We start from the raw sequence: 14943 nt of genomic DNA, 5'->3' as shown, positions 1-14943 counted from the left end.
ATACGTCAGGTACTTGCTCGCCGTCGATGAGCGCCGCACGGCCGCCTTTGTGTATACACTAAAGCCATGACACTCTCCGTCGAGCGCACCACCGCCGGCGATCGCGCGTACGCGGCGCTGCTCGACGGCATCCAGTCCGGGGCTCTCCCCGCGGGCTCGGTCCTCGGAGAAGTCGAGCAGGCCGCGCGGCTCGGCGTCAGCCGCACACCGCTCCGCGAAGCCCTGCGCCGTCTGGCCGCCGACGGACTCGTCGTGCAGCAGTCGCCGCGCGTCACGGTCGTGGCCGACCTCGATGCGGATGACATCCGCGAGCTCTTCGAGATCCGCCGGGCGCTCGAAGAGACCTCGGCCCGCCTCGCCGCCACCCGTGGAGACGCCGCCGTCTTCGCCGCACTCGCCGAGGAGTTCGCGCACGTCGACCTCGAAGCCGGCGAGGGCCGCGATGCCTATTACGCCCTGATCGCCCGCTTCGACGCGGCCCTCGACGCGGCCGTCGCCAACGACTACATCGCCGCCGCGCTGCGCACCGTGCGCACGCACCTCGTGCGGGTGCGGCGCATGGCCCGCGACAAGCCCGCGCGACTCGCGGCATCCGCCTCCGAGCACCGCACGATCGCCCAGGCGCTCGCCGCCCGCGACGGCGACCTCGCCGCCCACGCCACGCACGTGCACCTGCACAACGCGCTCACCGGCATCCTCGACTCCCTCCCCGCCGATCCGGCGACAGCCCCCGCGACCGAAGGAAGACCATGACCGTCACCCACCACGTCCGCGTCCACCGCAGCGACGAGAACCTCGCGCGCGAAGACCAGCTCGCCTGGAAGATCGCCGAGGTCGCCGCCGACCCGGTGGAGGTCGAGCAGCCCGTCGTCGACATGATCATCAACCGCATCATCGACAACGCTTCGGTGGCGGCGGCCTCCCTCACCCGCGCCCCGATCAACGCCGCCCGTGCGCAGGCGTTCAGCCACCCGGTCTCGACCGGCGGCGTCGGCGCCAACCTCTTCGGCGCGGCCCTCGACCACCGCACCAGCCCCGAGTGGGCGGCCTGGGCGAACGGCGTGGCCGTGCGTGAACTCGACTACCACGACACCTTCCTCGCGGCGGAGTACTCGCATCCGGGCGACAACATCCCGCCGATCCTCGCGGTCGCGCAGCACACCGGCGCCGACGGTCGCGCGCTCGTGCGCGGCGTCGCGACCGGTTACGAGATCCAGATGGACCTCGTGCGCGCGATCTGCCTGCACAAGCACAAGATCGACCACGTCGCCCATCTCGGCCCGTCGGCCGCCGCCGGTATCGGCACGCTCCTCGGGCTCGACGTCGAGACGATCTACCAGGCCGTCGGTCAGGGGCTGCACACCACCACCGCCACCCGCCAGAGCCGCAAGGGCGAGATCTCGACGTGGAAGGCGCATGCCCCGGCCTTCGCCGGCAAGATGGCCGTCGAGGCGGTCGACCGGGCGATGCGCGGCCAGACCAGCCCCGCCCCGATCTACGAGGGCGAGGACGGCGTGATCGCGTGGATGCTCGACGGCAAGGATGCCGCGTACGAGGTACCGCTGCCCGCCGTCGGAGAGGCGAAGCGCGCGATCCTCGACTCGTACACGAAGGAGCACTCGGCCGAGTACCAGGCCCAGGCGTGGATCGACCTGGCCCGCAAGCTCGGCACCGAGAACCCGGCCCTCCGCGATCCCGCGAACATCGAGGCGATCGTGCTGCACACCAGCCACCACACGCACTATGTGATCGGCTCGGGAGCGAACGACCCGCAGAAGTACGACCCGACCGCGTCGCGCGAGACGCTCGATCACTCGATCCCGTACATCTTCGCGGTCGCGCTGCAGGACGGCGGCTGGCACCACGTCGACTCCTACGCTCCGTCGCGCGCGGGTCGGGACGACACCGTCGCGCTGTGGCACAAGATCACCACGGCCGAGGATGCCGAGTGGACCCGTCGCTACCATTCCGAGGACCCGGACGTGAAGGCGTTCGGCGGTCGTGTCGAGTTCCGTCTGACCGACGGCTCGACCGTCGTCGATGAGATCGCCGTGGCCGACGCGCACCCGCTCGGCGCCCGCCCCTTCGCCCGCGAGAACTACATCGCCAAGTTCCGGCTGCTGGCCGAGCCCGTGCTCGAGTCCGCCGAGATCGAGCGCTTCCTCGAACTCGTGCAGCGCCTGCCCGAGCTGACCGCGGCCGAGGTCGGCGAGCTGTCGATCGTCGCGAAGCCCGGCCTGCTCGACGCCGCGGACGCTCCGAAGGGCCTCTTCTGATGCTGTACTCCACCACCACCCCGGCCGAGAAGCGCCGCGTGCTGCGAGAGCGCCTCGCGAGCGGCGAGCTGCTGCGTTTCCCCGGTGCGTTCAACCCGCTGAGCGCGCGCCTGATCGCCGAGAAGGGCTTCGAGGGCGTCTACATCTCGGGCGCCGTGCTCTCGGCCGATCTCGGGCTCCCCGACATCGGACTCACGACGCTCACCGAGGTCGCCGGCCGTGCCAAGCAGATCGCCCGCATGACCGATCTGCCCGCGATCGTCGATGCCGACACCGGGTTCGGCGAGCCGATGAACGTCGCGCGCACCATCCAGGAGCTCGAGGATGCCGGGCTCGCCGGCATGCACATCGAAGACCAGGTGAACCCCAAGCGCTGCGGGCACCTCGACGGCAAGAGCGTCGTCGACGAGAGCACGGCGATCAAGCGCATCCGCGCCGCCGCCGATGCGCGCCGCGACGAGAACTTCCTGCTCATGGCGCGCACCGACATCCGGGCGATCGAGGGCTTGGATGCTGCGATCGACCGCGCGAAGGCGCTCGTGGATGCGGGTGCGGACGCGATCTTCCCCGAGGCGATGCGCGAGCTCTCGGAGTTCGAGGCGATGGCGAACGCGCTCGACGTGCCGATCCTCGCCAACATGACCGAGTTCGGGAAGAGCGAGCTCTTCTCGACGTCTCAGCTGCAGAGCGCGGGCGTCAGCATCGTCATCTGGCCGGTGTCGCTGCTGCGCACCGCGATGGGCGCGGCGGGCCGTGCGCTCGATACGCTGAACACGGACGGGCATCTCACGTCGATGCTCGGAGAGATGCAGCATCGCGCGGATCTCTACGAGCTCATCGATTACGAGTCGTACAACCACTTCGACTCGGGTGTCTTCAACTTCACGCTCGACCAGCCCGGTCGCTGAGCGCCGCAGCACACGAAGCAGCACACGAAGGAGTGAGCATGACCGAACCGGACATCAAGAAGGGCCTCGCTGGGGTCGTCGTCGACACGACCTCCATCTCGAAGGTCAATCCCGAGACGAACAGCCTGCTCTACCGCGGATACCCGGTGCAGGAACTCGCCGCCACGCAGTCGTTCGAGGCCGTGGCGTACCTGCTGTGGCAGGGGGAGCTGCCGACGCCGGAGGAGCTCGCGGCGTTCCGCGTCGAGGAGCGACGGCACCGTGCTCTCGCCGACAACGTGCGGGCCGCGATCGACCTCGTACCGCTGGACGCGCACCCGATGGACGAGGTTCGCACGGCGGTCAGCCTGATCGGAGCCTCCGACCCCGGTGCGGGCGGATCGGTGCTGGATGCCGGCGGCAGCCCGGAGCAGAACCTCGAGCGCAGCATCCGCCTGTTCGCGGCGCTCCCCGCGATCGTGGCCTACGGCCAGCGCCGCCGCCGCGGGCAGGAGCTCATCGAGCCGCGCGATGACCTCGACTACTCGGCCAACTTCCTCTGGATGACGTTCGGCGAAGAGGCGGATGCCGTGGTCGTCGACGCGTTCAACCGGTCGATGATCCTCTACGCCGAGCATTCGTTCAACGCCTCCACCTTCACGGCGCGGGTCATCACGTCGACGCTCAGCGACCTGTACTCGGCCGTCGTCGGGGCGATCGGCGCTCTCAAGGGGCCGCTGCACGGCGGAGCGAACGAAGCCGTGCTGCACATCTTCGACGAGATCGGGTCGGCGGATGCCGTCGAGGCCTGGCTCGACAAGGCCCTCGCCGAGAAGCGCAAGATCATGGGCTTCGGGCACCGCGTGTACAAGAAGGGCGACTCGCGGGTGCCGACCATGAAGGCGGCTCTCGACACGCTCGTCGAGCACTTCGACAAGCCGGAGGTCGCGGCGCTGTACGACGCGCTCGAGTCGGAGTTCGTCGCGCGCAAGGGCATCTACCCGAATCTCGACTACCCCTCGGGTCCGGCGTACAACCTGATCGGGTTCGACACCCTCACTTTCACGCCCCTCTTCGTCGCGGCGCGGGTGACGGGGTGGACGGCGCACGTGATCGAGCAGGCCGGTGCCAACGCGCTGATCCGCCCGCTCTCGGAGTACGTCGGCCCGGACGAGCGGCACGTCGCGGGCTGATGCGGGTTCACGCATGAGAGAGCCTGGGGCCCGTCGGCAGGCTCAGGGACCCAGGCTCTCTCGGTGACGCATCCGCTCGCGGGCGTCAGCCGATGTTCTCGACGGCCGCGCGTGCGCGTGCACCCGCCTGCGAGGCGGTGCCGTCGTTGCTCTCCATCGTGCTGCGCAGCAGCGTGATGATGTTGCGCACCTCGTCGGCGGCGTTCTTCCACCGCAGCTCCTTGCCGCGGTACTCCTCGGAGACCCCATCGGCGGAGTAGTCGGCCATGGCGTTCTGCACGGCCTTGTCGCGGTCGGCGATCAGGTTCTCGAGCAGACCCGAGACGCGGTTGAACTCTCCCTGGACCTCCTGCGAGGCGGCGACGCTGTAGGCGCGGCGATCTTCGTATGCCATTGTCTGTCTCCTTCTTCTCAGCGCGATCCGCCGAAGCGGGCGGCTTCGAACGATGCGCCGCTCTCGGCTCCACGGGTCTGGTCGACCATCTCGGACTCTCCCTCGCGGAACGCGCGGTCCATGCCCGAGATGCCTCCGAGCACAGCGGCGAGCGACGAGTTCAGCTCGGCGGCGACCTCATCGGTGCGGCCCTTGAAGCTGTCGAATGCGGCCTTCGCCGCACCCGCGTGCACCTGCATCAGCGGGTCGGCGGCGACCACGAGCTGCTTCACGAGCGCGCCGAGGTCGTCGCTGGATCCCGACGTCTGCTTGCCGAGGACGCTGAGCGTCTCGGCCCCCATATCGAACTTCATGCTCCGGTCTTCCTTTCGTTGCCCTCCCGTCCTCGCGGTCGCGAAGACGCCATCGCCCCCGATGGGCGAGGAGAGAGTAACAGGGCGGCCTGCGATGACGCGGAAGTTATCCACAGACCGCGCCCGAAACCCTTTCTCCGATGAGTGAGGACGTTACTTGCCCGAACGCGGATTCTCGGCTGCGTGGGCGATATCGACGACGGACTGCTTGAACGACTGCGAATCGGGGTCGAGGTAGCCGACGGCGGGTGCCTCCCAGGGGTGCAACGCCGCCCACACGGGGCTCAGCAGCAGTTGACCCGGGTTCACCCGGTAGTAGGGCAGGCTCGAGCGCTGTGCGTTGTGCCCGTCGGTCGCGAGTCCGCGCTCCGTGACCACCGGTCCATTGCCGCGGGGCTTGTCGTGGATGATCCCGCCCTCCGAACTGAAGTTCCGTACACCGTCGATGTCGGCCGGATCCACGGGGTGCTCGCCCATGCGGCCGATGGGGGCGACCCAGTCGTCCGGGCTGGTGGGCTCCGGCTGCGCATACGTCGCGTGGATCACGAGGTCGCCGGCATCCATCTGCCGCTCCAGCGCGTGGGCCGTCTGCCCGTTGATGCCCGCAGAGCCGTAGAACCACGCGTTGCTGACGAGCTTCGGATTGTCGGCCATCATCTGCGCTCCCATCGTCGTGCCGAGGGAATGCAGCCCGAGGTTGAGCTGGGTGCCCGGGTTCTGCGCACGGAATCCGTGGAGCAGATGGGAAAGCCGCACAGCGCCGTTGTCGGGACGCTCGATGTGCTCGACCTCCGGGATGTCCCCGGAGTCCCACTCCATGAAGAGCACGGTCGCGGTCGTCGCAGACGTTCGTCGCGCGACCTCCGTCTGCATCGTCTGCGCGCTGTGCGCCCAGTCCGGGAACGCTGCCAGATCCTCGGTGATGCCGTGCGACAGCGTCGTGATCTGGTCCGCGTGGTCGATGTCGCCCCACCCGATACTCGCGCGCGGGCTGCCGTCGACGGTCTCCTGGAAGAGCGAGAGCAGCTTCGGTGCATCCGGCTTGTCGAGTTCCTCCTCGAGCCGTTCGAGATGAGCACGGTAGTCGTCGCGCAGATCATCGCCCGCGAGCAATTGGTCGAGCGTCTCCCGGTTGTAGCGGTTCTTGACCTTCGCCGAGATGCCGTTGAGGTTGCCGATCGCGAACGGAGCGAGGGCGAAGAGCTGCGCCGCGGATGCCGGCTCCGTCTGCGCCCACAATCGCTGCGCCTTCTCGGGGTCGACCATCCCGACGGCGGCGGCGAAGTCCGGATGACCGTCGACCCAGGCGCGCACGTCGTCGCGATCCGCTCGCCCCATCCACGAGATCCGCCTCGCCGAGGCATCCGACAGTGAGCGGGTGAGCCGCTCCTCCAGTCCGATGGCCACCCCGGCGCCGCCGGGATACAGCGACTGCGACGCACCCCAGTAGTTCTGCGCGATGTCCACCGATCCACCCCCGGCATCCGACACGGTGTCGCCGCCGCTGATCCCGCGGAGACTGCTCGCCAAGCCCTCCTCGACCTGCTCGACATCGCGTCGCAGCCGGGCGATCTCGCCCTCGAGCTCTCCGACGGCGGTCTCGGCCGCGTGCTGGTCGGCCCACGCCGAGAGCCGTTCCCGCGATGCGCGAGGCATGGCCGCTTCGGCATCCTCGGCGTCACGGGCCCGCACGAACCGCGCCTCCGCGGCGGCGACGTCGAGCGCCGCGGCGGTCGCGCGGATGTTGACGGCATCGATCCGCGCCGCGAGGTCTTCGCGGCGCCGCCGAAGGTCGGGGAGCGACTCCGAAGCGACGGAGACGAGGCGATCGCGCGCATCGTGCAAAGCGCCGGCTAAGTCCTGCGAGGCGCGCACGGGGCGATCGAGCAGATCGTAGGCACCTTCCGCCCCGCGCACATCGAAGACCTCGTGCAGCCGTTCCCACCGATCGGCGGCATCCGTCATCGCGGACTCGATCTTCTCCGCGGCGAGGTCGAGCCGGCCGGCGAGAGCCTCGAGCGCCGACGGGGGGAGCACCGTCGGCAGCTCCTCGGAGACGCTCATCGTCGCCCTCCGTTCGAGCCGGCGGCAGGCGTCGGTGAGATGCCCCATGCATCCTCCGCCCGCCGCGCGGCGGTGCGCATCTCGCCCGCCATCTGCTCGTCGCCGGCGACGACGGCGACCGTCGCCTCGCTCACGGCGCCGGCCGCGGCGTTGATCGCGTACATGATCTTGCCCGGCACGAGTCGGCGGTCCTCGAGGAACACCTCCCAGGCCGACGAGAGCGCCGTCCGGCCATCGGCGATCAGGGTCTCCCCGCCCTCGAACGCCACCTCCTCGATCTCATCGCGACTCTTCTCGAATCGCGATGCGGTGTCGTCCACACCCGCCAGCACTCCGGCCACCCCGTCCGGATCCACGCGCCAACCTTCACTGTTCATTTCACTTCCTCCGGTCTGCTCGACCCCCACGGTCGAGCGCCGGGAGCGTAACAAAACGGTCTCCGAGAATCGCGAAGTTATCCACAGGCGGTCATCACGAGGTGTCCTCGTATGTATAAACTCGCCGACCGTGGGTGCGCGTGGGGCGCACTCCACAAAGGGGGGTCATGAGCACGGCTGGAAAGACGGATGGCGGCGTCGACGCGTTCGTCTACAGCGTGCGAGCCGATACCAGGGCGTGGTGTCCCGCCCTGGTATCGGACACCCTCACCGTGCTCGTGCCGCTGATCTGCGCCGTGCTGACGTCTGCGGCACGGGAGCCTCTCGCGGGTGCGGGGCTCGTGCTGCTCACGCTGGGGATCGCGGGCGGTCAGGTGATCGCCCTCGCCTACGACGGGCGTTCGCTCGGCGCGCGGATGTTCGGGCTCCGCATCGTCGAGCGATCGAGCGGATGCCCCTCCGGACGCCTCCTCGTCGCCGACCTCGTCGGTCGTCGGCTCCGGGTGCTCGACATCCGTCGTGGTCGCGATCCGATCTCCTCCGCCGTGGCGCTCTACCGGTTCCCCGAGCGCGCCGCCGCGCAGCATCCGCCCGCGCGGGCGACGAACACCGTCGTGTTGCTGGACTCGGGTCAGCGACTTCCGTTCGCGCGCGCTCTGGTGGTCGGCAGGAACCCGACGACGGATGCCCGGGGCGAGCAGCGATTCTCCTGGCCGGACCTCTCGCGCACACTGTCGAAGACCCACGCCCGGCTCGAATGGGACGGCGAGAGCGTGTGGGTCACCGACCTCGGCTCCGCCAACGGGACGGCGATGGAGGTCGGCGTGGAGCGCGCGTCACTCGACCCGTTCGTGCCGACGCGCATGCCCGCGGATGCCGTGCTCTGGCTGGGTGATCGCAGCCTCACGATCGCCGGCTCCCGTCGGGATCGCCGGGGTGCCTCCGATGCGGCCGACGACGGTGACGAAGCCGCCCGAGGAGTGCACCATGCCTGACCTCCGCGATCGCGCCCTCATCGAGGAGGCGCGCACGCAGCGCTTCCGGCTCGGTTCTGCACTGCTGCACGGGCGCATCCCGGATCGACGAACGGTGAACGACAACGTCCGCCGATTCATCGCCTCCCTCATCGTGGCGGCCCTCGCCTGCGCGGTGTGCGTCGGCATCTCGTTCGTCACCGACCTGCTCCAGGCACAGGCGGCCGAGAAGGCGCGGCAGAACGCGTCGATCAGCATCATCGAAGAGGAGACGGTGTGAGCGACTACACGCGCCTGAGCGTTCGGGGTTCGTCTCGGCGCGCCGAGATCGCGGTGTCGAGCGATGACTCGCTCGGCAGTCTGCTGCCGCAGCTGATCGATGCTCTGGCGGAACCCTCCGGTGCCGGCGGACGCCCCCTCGCGCTCGTCACCGCGATCGGGGACTCGCTCGACCTCGAGCGCTCCGCCCGTGAGCAGAGTCTCGTCGACGGTTCGGTGCTGCGCCTGCTCCCGTTCGACTCCGCGCCGCCGCCACCGATGGTCATCGACGTGGTCGACGTGCTCGCCGACGAGCTCGAGAACCGCAACGACCGCTGGAGCGACGCATCGAGGGCCGCCGTCAGCGCGGTCGTCGTCGCGCTGTCCGCGGCTGCCGCGTCGATCGCGGTGCCGTTCGACGGCGTCGCTGGCGGCGCCGTGCGCTTCGGTCTGCTCGGCCTGCTCCTCGTCTTCGCCGTGGGATTCGGTCTGTTCGGTCGACGTCGGCCGGCGGCCGTCATGGCGACCGCCGCGGTGGGGGCGGGCGTGCCTGCCGCCCTGCACGCGGCGGCTGCGCAGGCCGCGACGCACCCGGCATCCGTCCTTCCGATCACCGCTCTATGGGTCGCGCTCGTCTGGTCGGCGGTGCTCCTGATCGGGGGAGGGGTCGCGCGGGGCTCGCGCGGCGCGATGGTCGGCGGTGCCCTGGGGATCGTGCTGACGGTGCCGCTGCTGACGGCACTGGTGATGGGGATGCGCCACGATCAGGCCGCCGCGGTGATCGGCGTCGTCGCCGCCGTGCTCCTCGGACTCGTGCCGTGGCTCGCCCTCTCGGCGTCCGGCCTCACGGGCCTCGACCATCGGGCGGCCGAGAGTGCCGATCTGCCGAGACCCGCCGCGTTGGGCGCCGTGTCCGACGCGTATCGCACCCTCGACTGGGTCGTGGCGGTGCTGGCCGCGGTGCTCGCCCTCTGCGGCATCGTCCTCTGGATGACGGATGCCGTCTGGCCGAGGCTCCTCGCGGCGTCGCTCGCGCTTGTGGTGCTGCTGCGATCGCGGGCGTTCCCGCTCCGGTCGCAGGGTTTCCTTCTCTGGGCGGCCGGGATCGGCATCGGCGCCGTCGCCGCGGCGACCCTGATCGTGAACGGTTCGCTCGGGTGGACCGTCGTCGCCGGTGCCGTGGTGATCGGCGTGACAGCGGCCATCGCCGGGCTCACCCGCCCGAAAGCGCATCAGCGAGCGCGGCTCCGCTCCTTCGGCGACGCGCTGGAGACCGCTGCCGTGATCGCGATCGTGCCGATGGCCGTGGGGGTCTTCGGGATCTACGCCGATCTGCTCGCACTGTTCGGAGGGGGCGCGTGATGCCGTTCGACCGCGGGGCGATCCCCGTGGCGATGTTCGGCAGCGGTGCAGCGCTCCTCACCCGGTTCGCCGCGTGGGACGCCGCGATCACCCGACCGATGAGCACGGTCCGTCGGATCGGCTTCGTCCAGCTCTCCGCCGGAGCAGGTGCGACGACGGTCGCGGGTGAGATCGTACGCCTCGTCGCTCGACGGCGCGTTGCTCCACCGCTCGTCGCGGACCTCTCGCCCGAGGGCGACCTCGCCCGGCGGCTCGGGATCGTCGAGACGTCACCGCGTCGGGACCGACGCGTGCTGCGCACGAGCGGCGACGCTCGGCAGCTGCTGCAGATGACGTCGGGTGTGCTCGGGGCCCGACCGTCGGATGCCGCGGCCCGTCCGGTCGCCGCGTGGGAGCGTGAGGTCTCCCCCGTCATGCGCTTCCACGACCTCGTGATCGCGGACTTCGGTCCGCGTGATCCCGATCGTGAGATCGCGGAGATCGCCGGGCTCTGCGATGCGGTCTGCGTCGTCGCTCCCGCACGGCGCGAGGGGGCGGAACTGGCCAGGGTCGTGGTCGAGGCGATCGACGCCCTGCCGGGGAGTCCGCGGGCGGTCGTCGCCCTCGTCGACGCGAGCAGGGAATCGCGACGGGTTCCCGCGGTGATCGCGGCGCAGACCGAGCAGCCGGTGATCGTCGTGCCGCACGATACGGCGTTGGCCGGGGGAGAGCCGGCGCGATCCTTCCGGGCGCGCCAGGCCCTGCTCCGTCTCGCGGGCACACTCGTCGGAGAGGTCGGCGCATGACGCAGTCCATCGTCCATCGTCCTGCTCGGGCCGTCCTCCCGGCGGAGGCCCCGGAGGGCATCGTGCTCACCGCGCCGCCGGCGAGCAACGACAACGCCGCCGGTTTCCCGTTGCAGTCGGTGCTGCCGATCGTCGGCAGCCTTTCGTCGATCACCATGATGGTGCTCCTCCGGGGTAACCCGATGTTCGTCGTGATCGGCGCGGTGATCCTCGTCGTCGCTCTGGTCGGCGGCATCGGCATGGCCTTCACGACGCGCGGAAACGCGGCACGTCAGCGTCGGATGCAGCGAGAACGCTATCTCGACCACCTCGAGCACGTCCGCGCCGAGCAGCGCGATCGGGTGGCGCACGTGCGGCGGGCGGCGCTCACCCGGCATCCGTCGCCCTCGGCGCTCGTCGAGCTCGGGCACGACCCGGCGCGTCGCTGGGAATGCCGCCCCTCCGACCCCGACTTCCTGCAGGTGCGCATCGGCACCGGCGACCTCGCCGTGCTCCCGGTGGTGCTGCCCGAGGAATCGAATCCGGTGCAGCCGTACGACCCGATCATGAAGGCGGCCGCCGAGCGCTTGGTGCGCTCCGCGGGAGTGGTGCAGGGGATGCCGGCGACGATCGACCTCTCGACGGGCGGGCAGTACGCGATCGTCGGCGACCGGACGCGGGCGTTGCAGGTGGCGCGATCGATCGCGGTGCAGATCGCGACGTTCCACTCTCCCGACGAGGTGCACCTCGCGGCCGTGGTCCCGGTATCCGCCCTCGGCGACTGGCGCGGATTCGACCTGCTCCCGCACGCAGGAGCGCCGCGTCCTGCCGCCGATCAGCCCGTGGCGCGCCGCATCGCGCCGACGCTCGACGACCTGCTCGCTCTGATCGCGCCGGAACTGAGGGATCGTGTGGCCGCCACGACGGCGGCACGCCGAGCCGGACGCCGCATCCGGCCGGTGCGGCTCGTGCTCTTCGTCGATGAGGGCGACGGGTACGCGACGACCCCGCCGCGCTGGGACTCGGTGCTCGACGCCGCTGACCTGGGCATCACGATCGTGCACCTCGTCGACGATCGCCTCAAGGAGCCCGAGCACGTCGTCGCCCGCGTCGCGGTCGATGCGGTCGGCTGCGCGATCGAGAACCCGGCCGAGCCGGGGGACCCGGTGCTCTGCGCGGCGGACGCCGTCGGGCAGGCGCTGCTCGAGACGATCGCGCGTCCGCTCGCCGCCCTGCGGATGAGCAGGGCGACGGCGGCCGAGGCGACCGATGCGGTGGCGCCCGACCTCGGCGAACTCCTCGGCCTCGGCGACGTGGCGCAGATCGATCCGCGTCGGGCATGGGTGCCGCGCTCCTCCGCGGACTTCCTCCGCGTGCCGATCGGAGTCGACGACGCGGGCGCTCCGGTGCTCATCGACCTCAAGGAATCCGCGCAGCTCGGTATGGGGCCGCACGGCATCTGCATCGGCGCGACAGGGTCGGGCAAGAGCGAGCTGCTGCGCACCCTCGTGCTCGGGCTCGCGGCCACGCACGGGCCGGATGATCTCAGCATGATCCTCGTCGATTACAAGGGAGGGGCGGCGTTCGCACCGTTCGCACGTCTCCCCCACGTCGCCGGGATCATCGACAACCTCGCCGACGATCCGCAGCTCACCGAGCGGGCGCGCGCGAGCATCAACGGGGAGGTCGTGCGGCGCCAGCAGCTCCTCAAGGCCGCCGACAACTCGGCATCGATCACGCAGTACCGGCTGCTCCGACGCACTCGTCCCGAGTTGCCGCCGTTGCCCCATCTGTTCCTCGTGATCGACGAGTTCGGCGAGCTCCTCACCGCGGAGCCGGAGTTCGTCGATCTGCTGCTCACGATCGGACGCATCGGCCGCTCGATCGGTGTGCACCTGTTGCTCTCGAGCCAGCGGATCGAGGCGGGCAAGCTGCGCGGGCTCGAGACCTACCTGTCGTACCGGATCGGGCTGCGCACGTTCTCGGCCGCCGAGAGCGCCATGGTTCTCGACACGCAGGATGCGTTCCATCTGCCGGCGATCCCCGGCTACGCCTATCTCAAGGTCGACACCTCGATCTACACCCGACTGCGCGCGGGCTACGTCTCGGGACCCGTCGACGACCTCCGGGATCGGCCGGTCGAGACGACCGAGGTGCCACGGATGAGGATGATCTCCGCGTACGACGTCGTTCAGCCGCTCCCTGCGGTCGAGGCCGACGGGGCCGCGGCGGTGCAGGAGATCTCCGCGACGGAGAATATGCCGCCCGAGCGAACAGTGGTCGACGTAGCCGTCGAGCGGCTGGCGAAGGGCGCGGTCCGCACGCGTCCGGTCTGGTTACCGCCCCTTCCTACGCGGGTCACGCTCGGTGGGCTGCTGCCGTCGAGCGGTGCGATCGAGGATGCCGCGGGGCTGAGCATTCCGATCGGTCTGCTCGATGAGCCGGTGCAGCAGCGCCAGCAGCCGTGGAGGCTCGATCTGACCCGCTCCGGCGGGCATGTCAGCGTGATGGGCGCACCGCAGTCCGGTCGCTCGACCTTCCTGCGTACGGTTGCGGCGTCGATCGCCGTGACCCGTACACCGCGCCAGGTGAGCGTGTACGGACTCGACCTCACCGGCGGCGGTCTCGCGCGTATCGAGGGGTTCCCGCACGTGGGTGGTGTCGCGACGCGCGGGCATCGGGAGCGCGTGGGTCGCGTGCTCGAAGAACTCACGACCATGCTCGGGGTTCGCGAACAGGTGTTCCGCGCGGAGGGGATCGACTCGGTCGATGAGCTGCGTCGCCGGCATGCCGCCGGCGAACTCCCGCAGCTGCCCTCGGCCGATGTCGTGCTGCTCGTCGACGGGTACGCGACGCTGCGTACCGATTTCGAGGAGTACGAGGGTGCGCTGCAGCGTCTCCTCGATCGCGGCGGCAGCTTCGGCATCCACGTCGTGGTCACGCTCAATCGCTGGAACGATCTGCGCTCGCCGCAGCAGGGAGTGATCGGCACGCGGATCGAACTGGGGCTCAACGACCCGAGCGACTCGCAGGTCTCGCGCAAGCTCTCGTCGTCGCTGCGGCGCGATGAACCAGGGCGTGCGCTGACGGATGCCTCGGAGTTCGCGCAGGTGGCGCTCCCGGTGCTCGAGGACGACGACTCGGTGGGTGTCGGCGAGATGCTGGAAGCGCTCGCGCGGCAGTCCGCGGAGTCGTGGGCGGGGCCGGAGGCGGCGCCCATCCGGCTGCTTCCGGAGGACCTCGACCCGCAGACGCTTGCGGATGCCGGGATCGATCCGTCGATCATCCCCCTGGGGCTGCGGCAGGACACGATGAAGGCGTTCTCGCTCGACCTCGCGCGCAACGATCCGCATCTGATGGTGCTCGGAGACACCGGGTGCGGGAAGACGACCGTGCTGCGGGGCATCGTCCGGGGCGCGCTCGCGGACCACACGCCGGACGACCTGGTGATCGCGCTGATGGATGTGCGCGGCGATCTCGCAGACGAGGTGCCCGAGCCGTACCTCGGCGGGCACGCCGCCACCGCTCCGTTGGCGCGCCAGCTCGCGGAGTCGATCGCGATCGAACTCGAGAAGCGGCAGGCGGCGAAGGTGCCGGGGCCGAGGATCCTCGTGGTCATCGACGACTTCGACGTGCTGGCGGCGGGCGGCACCGAGCCGTTGCGGCCGCTGCTGCCGTACCTCGCCTCGGCGCGCGACCTCGGCCTGAACGTCATCCTCACCCGGCCGGTGCTGGGGGCATCGCGGGCGATGTTCGACTCGTCGCTCCAGGCGCTGCGCGACACCGGCGGATCGACACTGGTGATGAGCGGCGATCGCGGCGAAGGCCCGCTGCTGGCGAAGGTGTACGCCGAGCAGATGGTGCCGGGGCGCGGGCGGTTCGTGCGTCGGGGATCGGGGGCGACCCTCGTGCAGGTCGCGCGGTTCGAGTAGCGCAGGCGGTGGGTGCGGGGGCCGGGCGCTCGCCTCTCACGGGAGTGGAAAAAGGCATACCGATATGCCACAAATGAGGACATTATGCTGTTCTTGTGAGTGAACACGA

General features: G+C 70.2%; 13 protein-coding genes. 9 read left to right on the top strand and 4 right to left on the bottom strand.

Features of this window, described 5'->3' with window-relative positions; genetic code table 11:
• Nucleotides 1-66 precede the first annotated feature (66 nt).
• The 4 genes from KV396_RS04350 to KV396_RS04335 are packed head-to-tail and all read left to right on the top strand — an operon-like array spanning nucleotide 67 to nucleotide 4356.
• Nucleotides 67-753, top strand: a complete 687-nt coding sequence (locus tag KV396_RS04350; protein WP_247633777.1) for a GntR family transcriptional regulator — start codon at nucleotides 67-69, stop codon at nucleotides 751-753.
• On the top strand, nucleotides 750-2276 hold the full coding sequence (locus KV396_RS04345; RefSeq protein WP_247633778.1) for an MmgE/PrpD family protein: 1527 nt from the start codon (nucleotides 750-752) through the stop codon (nucleotides 2274-2276). Before KV396_RS04350 ends, KV396_RS04345 begins: the two co-directional genes overlap by 4 nt.
• On the top strand, nucleotides 2276-3184 hold the full coding sequence (prpB, locus tag KV396_RS04340; protein ID WP_247956958.1) for a methylisocitrate lyase: 909 nt from the start codon (nucleotides 2276-2278) through the stop codon (nucleotides 3182-3184). Before KV396_RS04345 ends, prpB begins: the two co-directional genes overlap by 1 nt.
• A 38-nt stretch (nucleotides 3185-3222) precedes the next feature.
• A complete protein-coding gene (locus KV396_RS04335) occupies nucleotides 3223-4356 on the top strand; it encodes a bifunctional 2-methylcitrate synthase/citrate synthase (RefSeq protein WP_247956957.1) in 1134 nt (377 codons plus the stop codon).
• A gap of 85 nt (nucleotides 4357-4441) precedes the next feature.
• Here the strand turns inward: KV396_RS04335 and KV396_RS04330 are convergent, their stop codons facing one another.
• The 4 genes from KV396_RS04330 to KV396_RS04315 all read right to left on the bottom strand — a co-directional run bounded on the left by KV396_RS04330 (nucleotide 4442) and on the right by KV396_RS04315 (nucleotide 7544).
• Entirely contained in the window at nucleotides 4442-4750 is a 309-nt protein-coding gene (locus tag KV396_RS04330) for a pore-forming ESAT-6 family protein (RefSeq protein WP_247956956.1), read from the bottom strand.
• A gap of 17 nt (nucleotides 4751-4767) precedes the next feature.
• Nucleotides 4768-5103, bottom strand: coding sequence for a hypothetical protein (locus KV396_RS04325; RefSeq protein WP_247624474.1), 336 nt, complete (start codon nucleotides 5101-5103; stop codon nucleotides 4768-4770).
• Nucleotides 5104-5256: 153 nt separating this feature from the next.
• Nucleotides 5257-7167: an alpha/beta hydrolase gene (locus tag KV396_RS04320; protein ID WP_247956955.1), complete on the bottom strand. Its 1911-nt coding sequence runs from the start codon at nucleotides 7165-7167 to the stop codon at nucleotides 5257-5259.
• Nucleotides 7164-7544, bottom strand: a complete 381-nt coding sequence (locus KV396_RS04315; RefSeq protein ID WP_247956954.1) for a DUF6507 family protein — start codon at nucleotides 7542-7544, stop codon at nucleotides 7164-7166. Before KV396_RS04315 ends, KV396_RS04320 begins: the two co-directional genes overlap by 4 nt.
• Before the next feature lie 167 nt (nucleotides 7545-7711).
• Here KV396_RS04315 and KV396_RS04310 point away from each other — a divergent pair, with 167 nt between their 5' ends.
• Genes KV396_RS04310 through eccCa form a run of 5 tightly spaced genes read left to right on the top strand, consistent with a single transcriptional unit; the run spans nucleotide 7712 to nucleotide 14834 of the window.
• Nucleotides 7712-8539 carry an FHA domain-containing protein gene (locus KV396_RS04310; RefSeq protein ID WP_247956953.1) on the top strand — a complete coding sequence of 276 codons (828 nt, stop codon included), beginning with the start codon at nucleotides 7712-7714 and terminating at the stop codon, nucleotides 8537-8539.
• On the top strand, nucleotides 8532-8798 hold the full coding sequence (locus KV396_RS04305; protein ID WP_247956952.1) for a hypothetical protein: 267 nt from the start codon (nucleotides 8532-8534) through the stop codon (nucleotides 8796-8798). Before KV396_RS04310 ends, KV396_RS04305 begins: the two co-directional genes overlap by 8 nt.
• Complete coding sequence (locus KV396_RS04300; protein WP_247956951.1) at nucleotides 8795-10138, top strand: ubiquitin family protein; 1344 nt, start codon at nucleotides 8795-8797, stop codon at nucleotides 10136-10138. Before KV396_RS04305 ends, KV396_RS04300 begins: the two co-directional genes overlap by 4 nt.
• The gene (locus KV396_RS04295) at nucleotides 10138-10923 is read left to right on the top strand and encodes a P-loop NTPase family protein (RefSeq protein ID WP_247956950.1); all 786 of its coding nucleotides are present in this window, start codon (nucleotides 10138-10140) and stop codon (nucleotides 10921-10923) included. The genes KV396_RS04300 and KV396_RS04295 overlap by 1 nt, the downstream gene beginning before the upstream one ends.
• The gene (gene eccCa / locus KV396_RS04290; protein WP_247956949.1) at nucleotides 10920-14834 is read left to right on the top strand and encodes a type VII secretion protein EccCa; all 3915 of its coding nucleotides are present in this window, start codon (nucleotides 10920-10922) and stop codon (nucleotides 14832-14834) included. Before KV396_RS04295 ends, eccCa begins: the two co-directional genes overlap by 4 nt.
• The last annotated feature ends 109 nt before the right edge of the window (nucleotides 14835-14943 follow it).

The sequence above is a fragment of the Microbacterium galbinum genome (genome assembly GCF_023101185.1).
Taxonomy (GTDB): Bacteria; Actinomycetota; Actinomycetes; order Actinomycetales; family Microbacteriaceae; genus Microbacterium; species Microbacterium galbinum.
The sequence above is the reverse complement of the archived record's forward strand: the minus strand, read 5'-3'. Positions and strand labels throughout refer to the sequence as shown.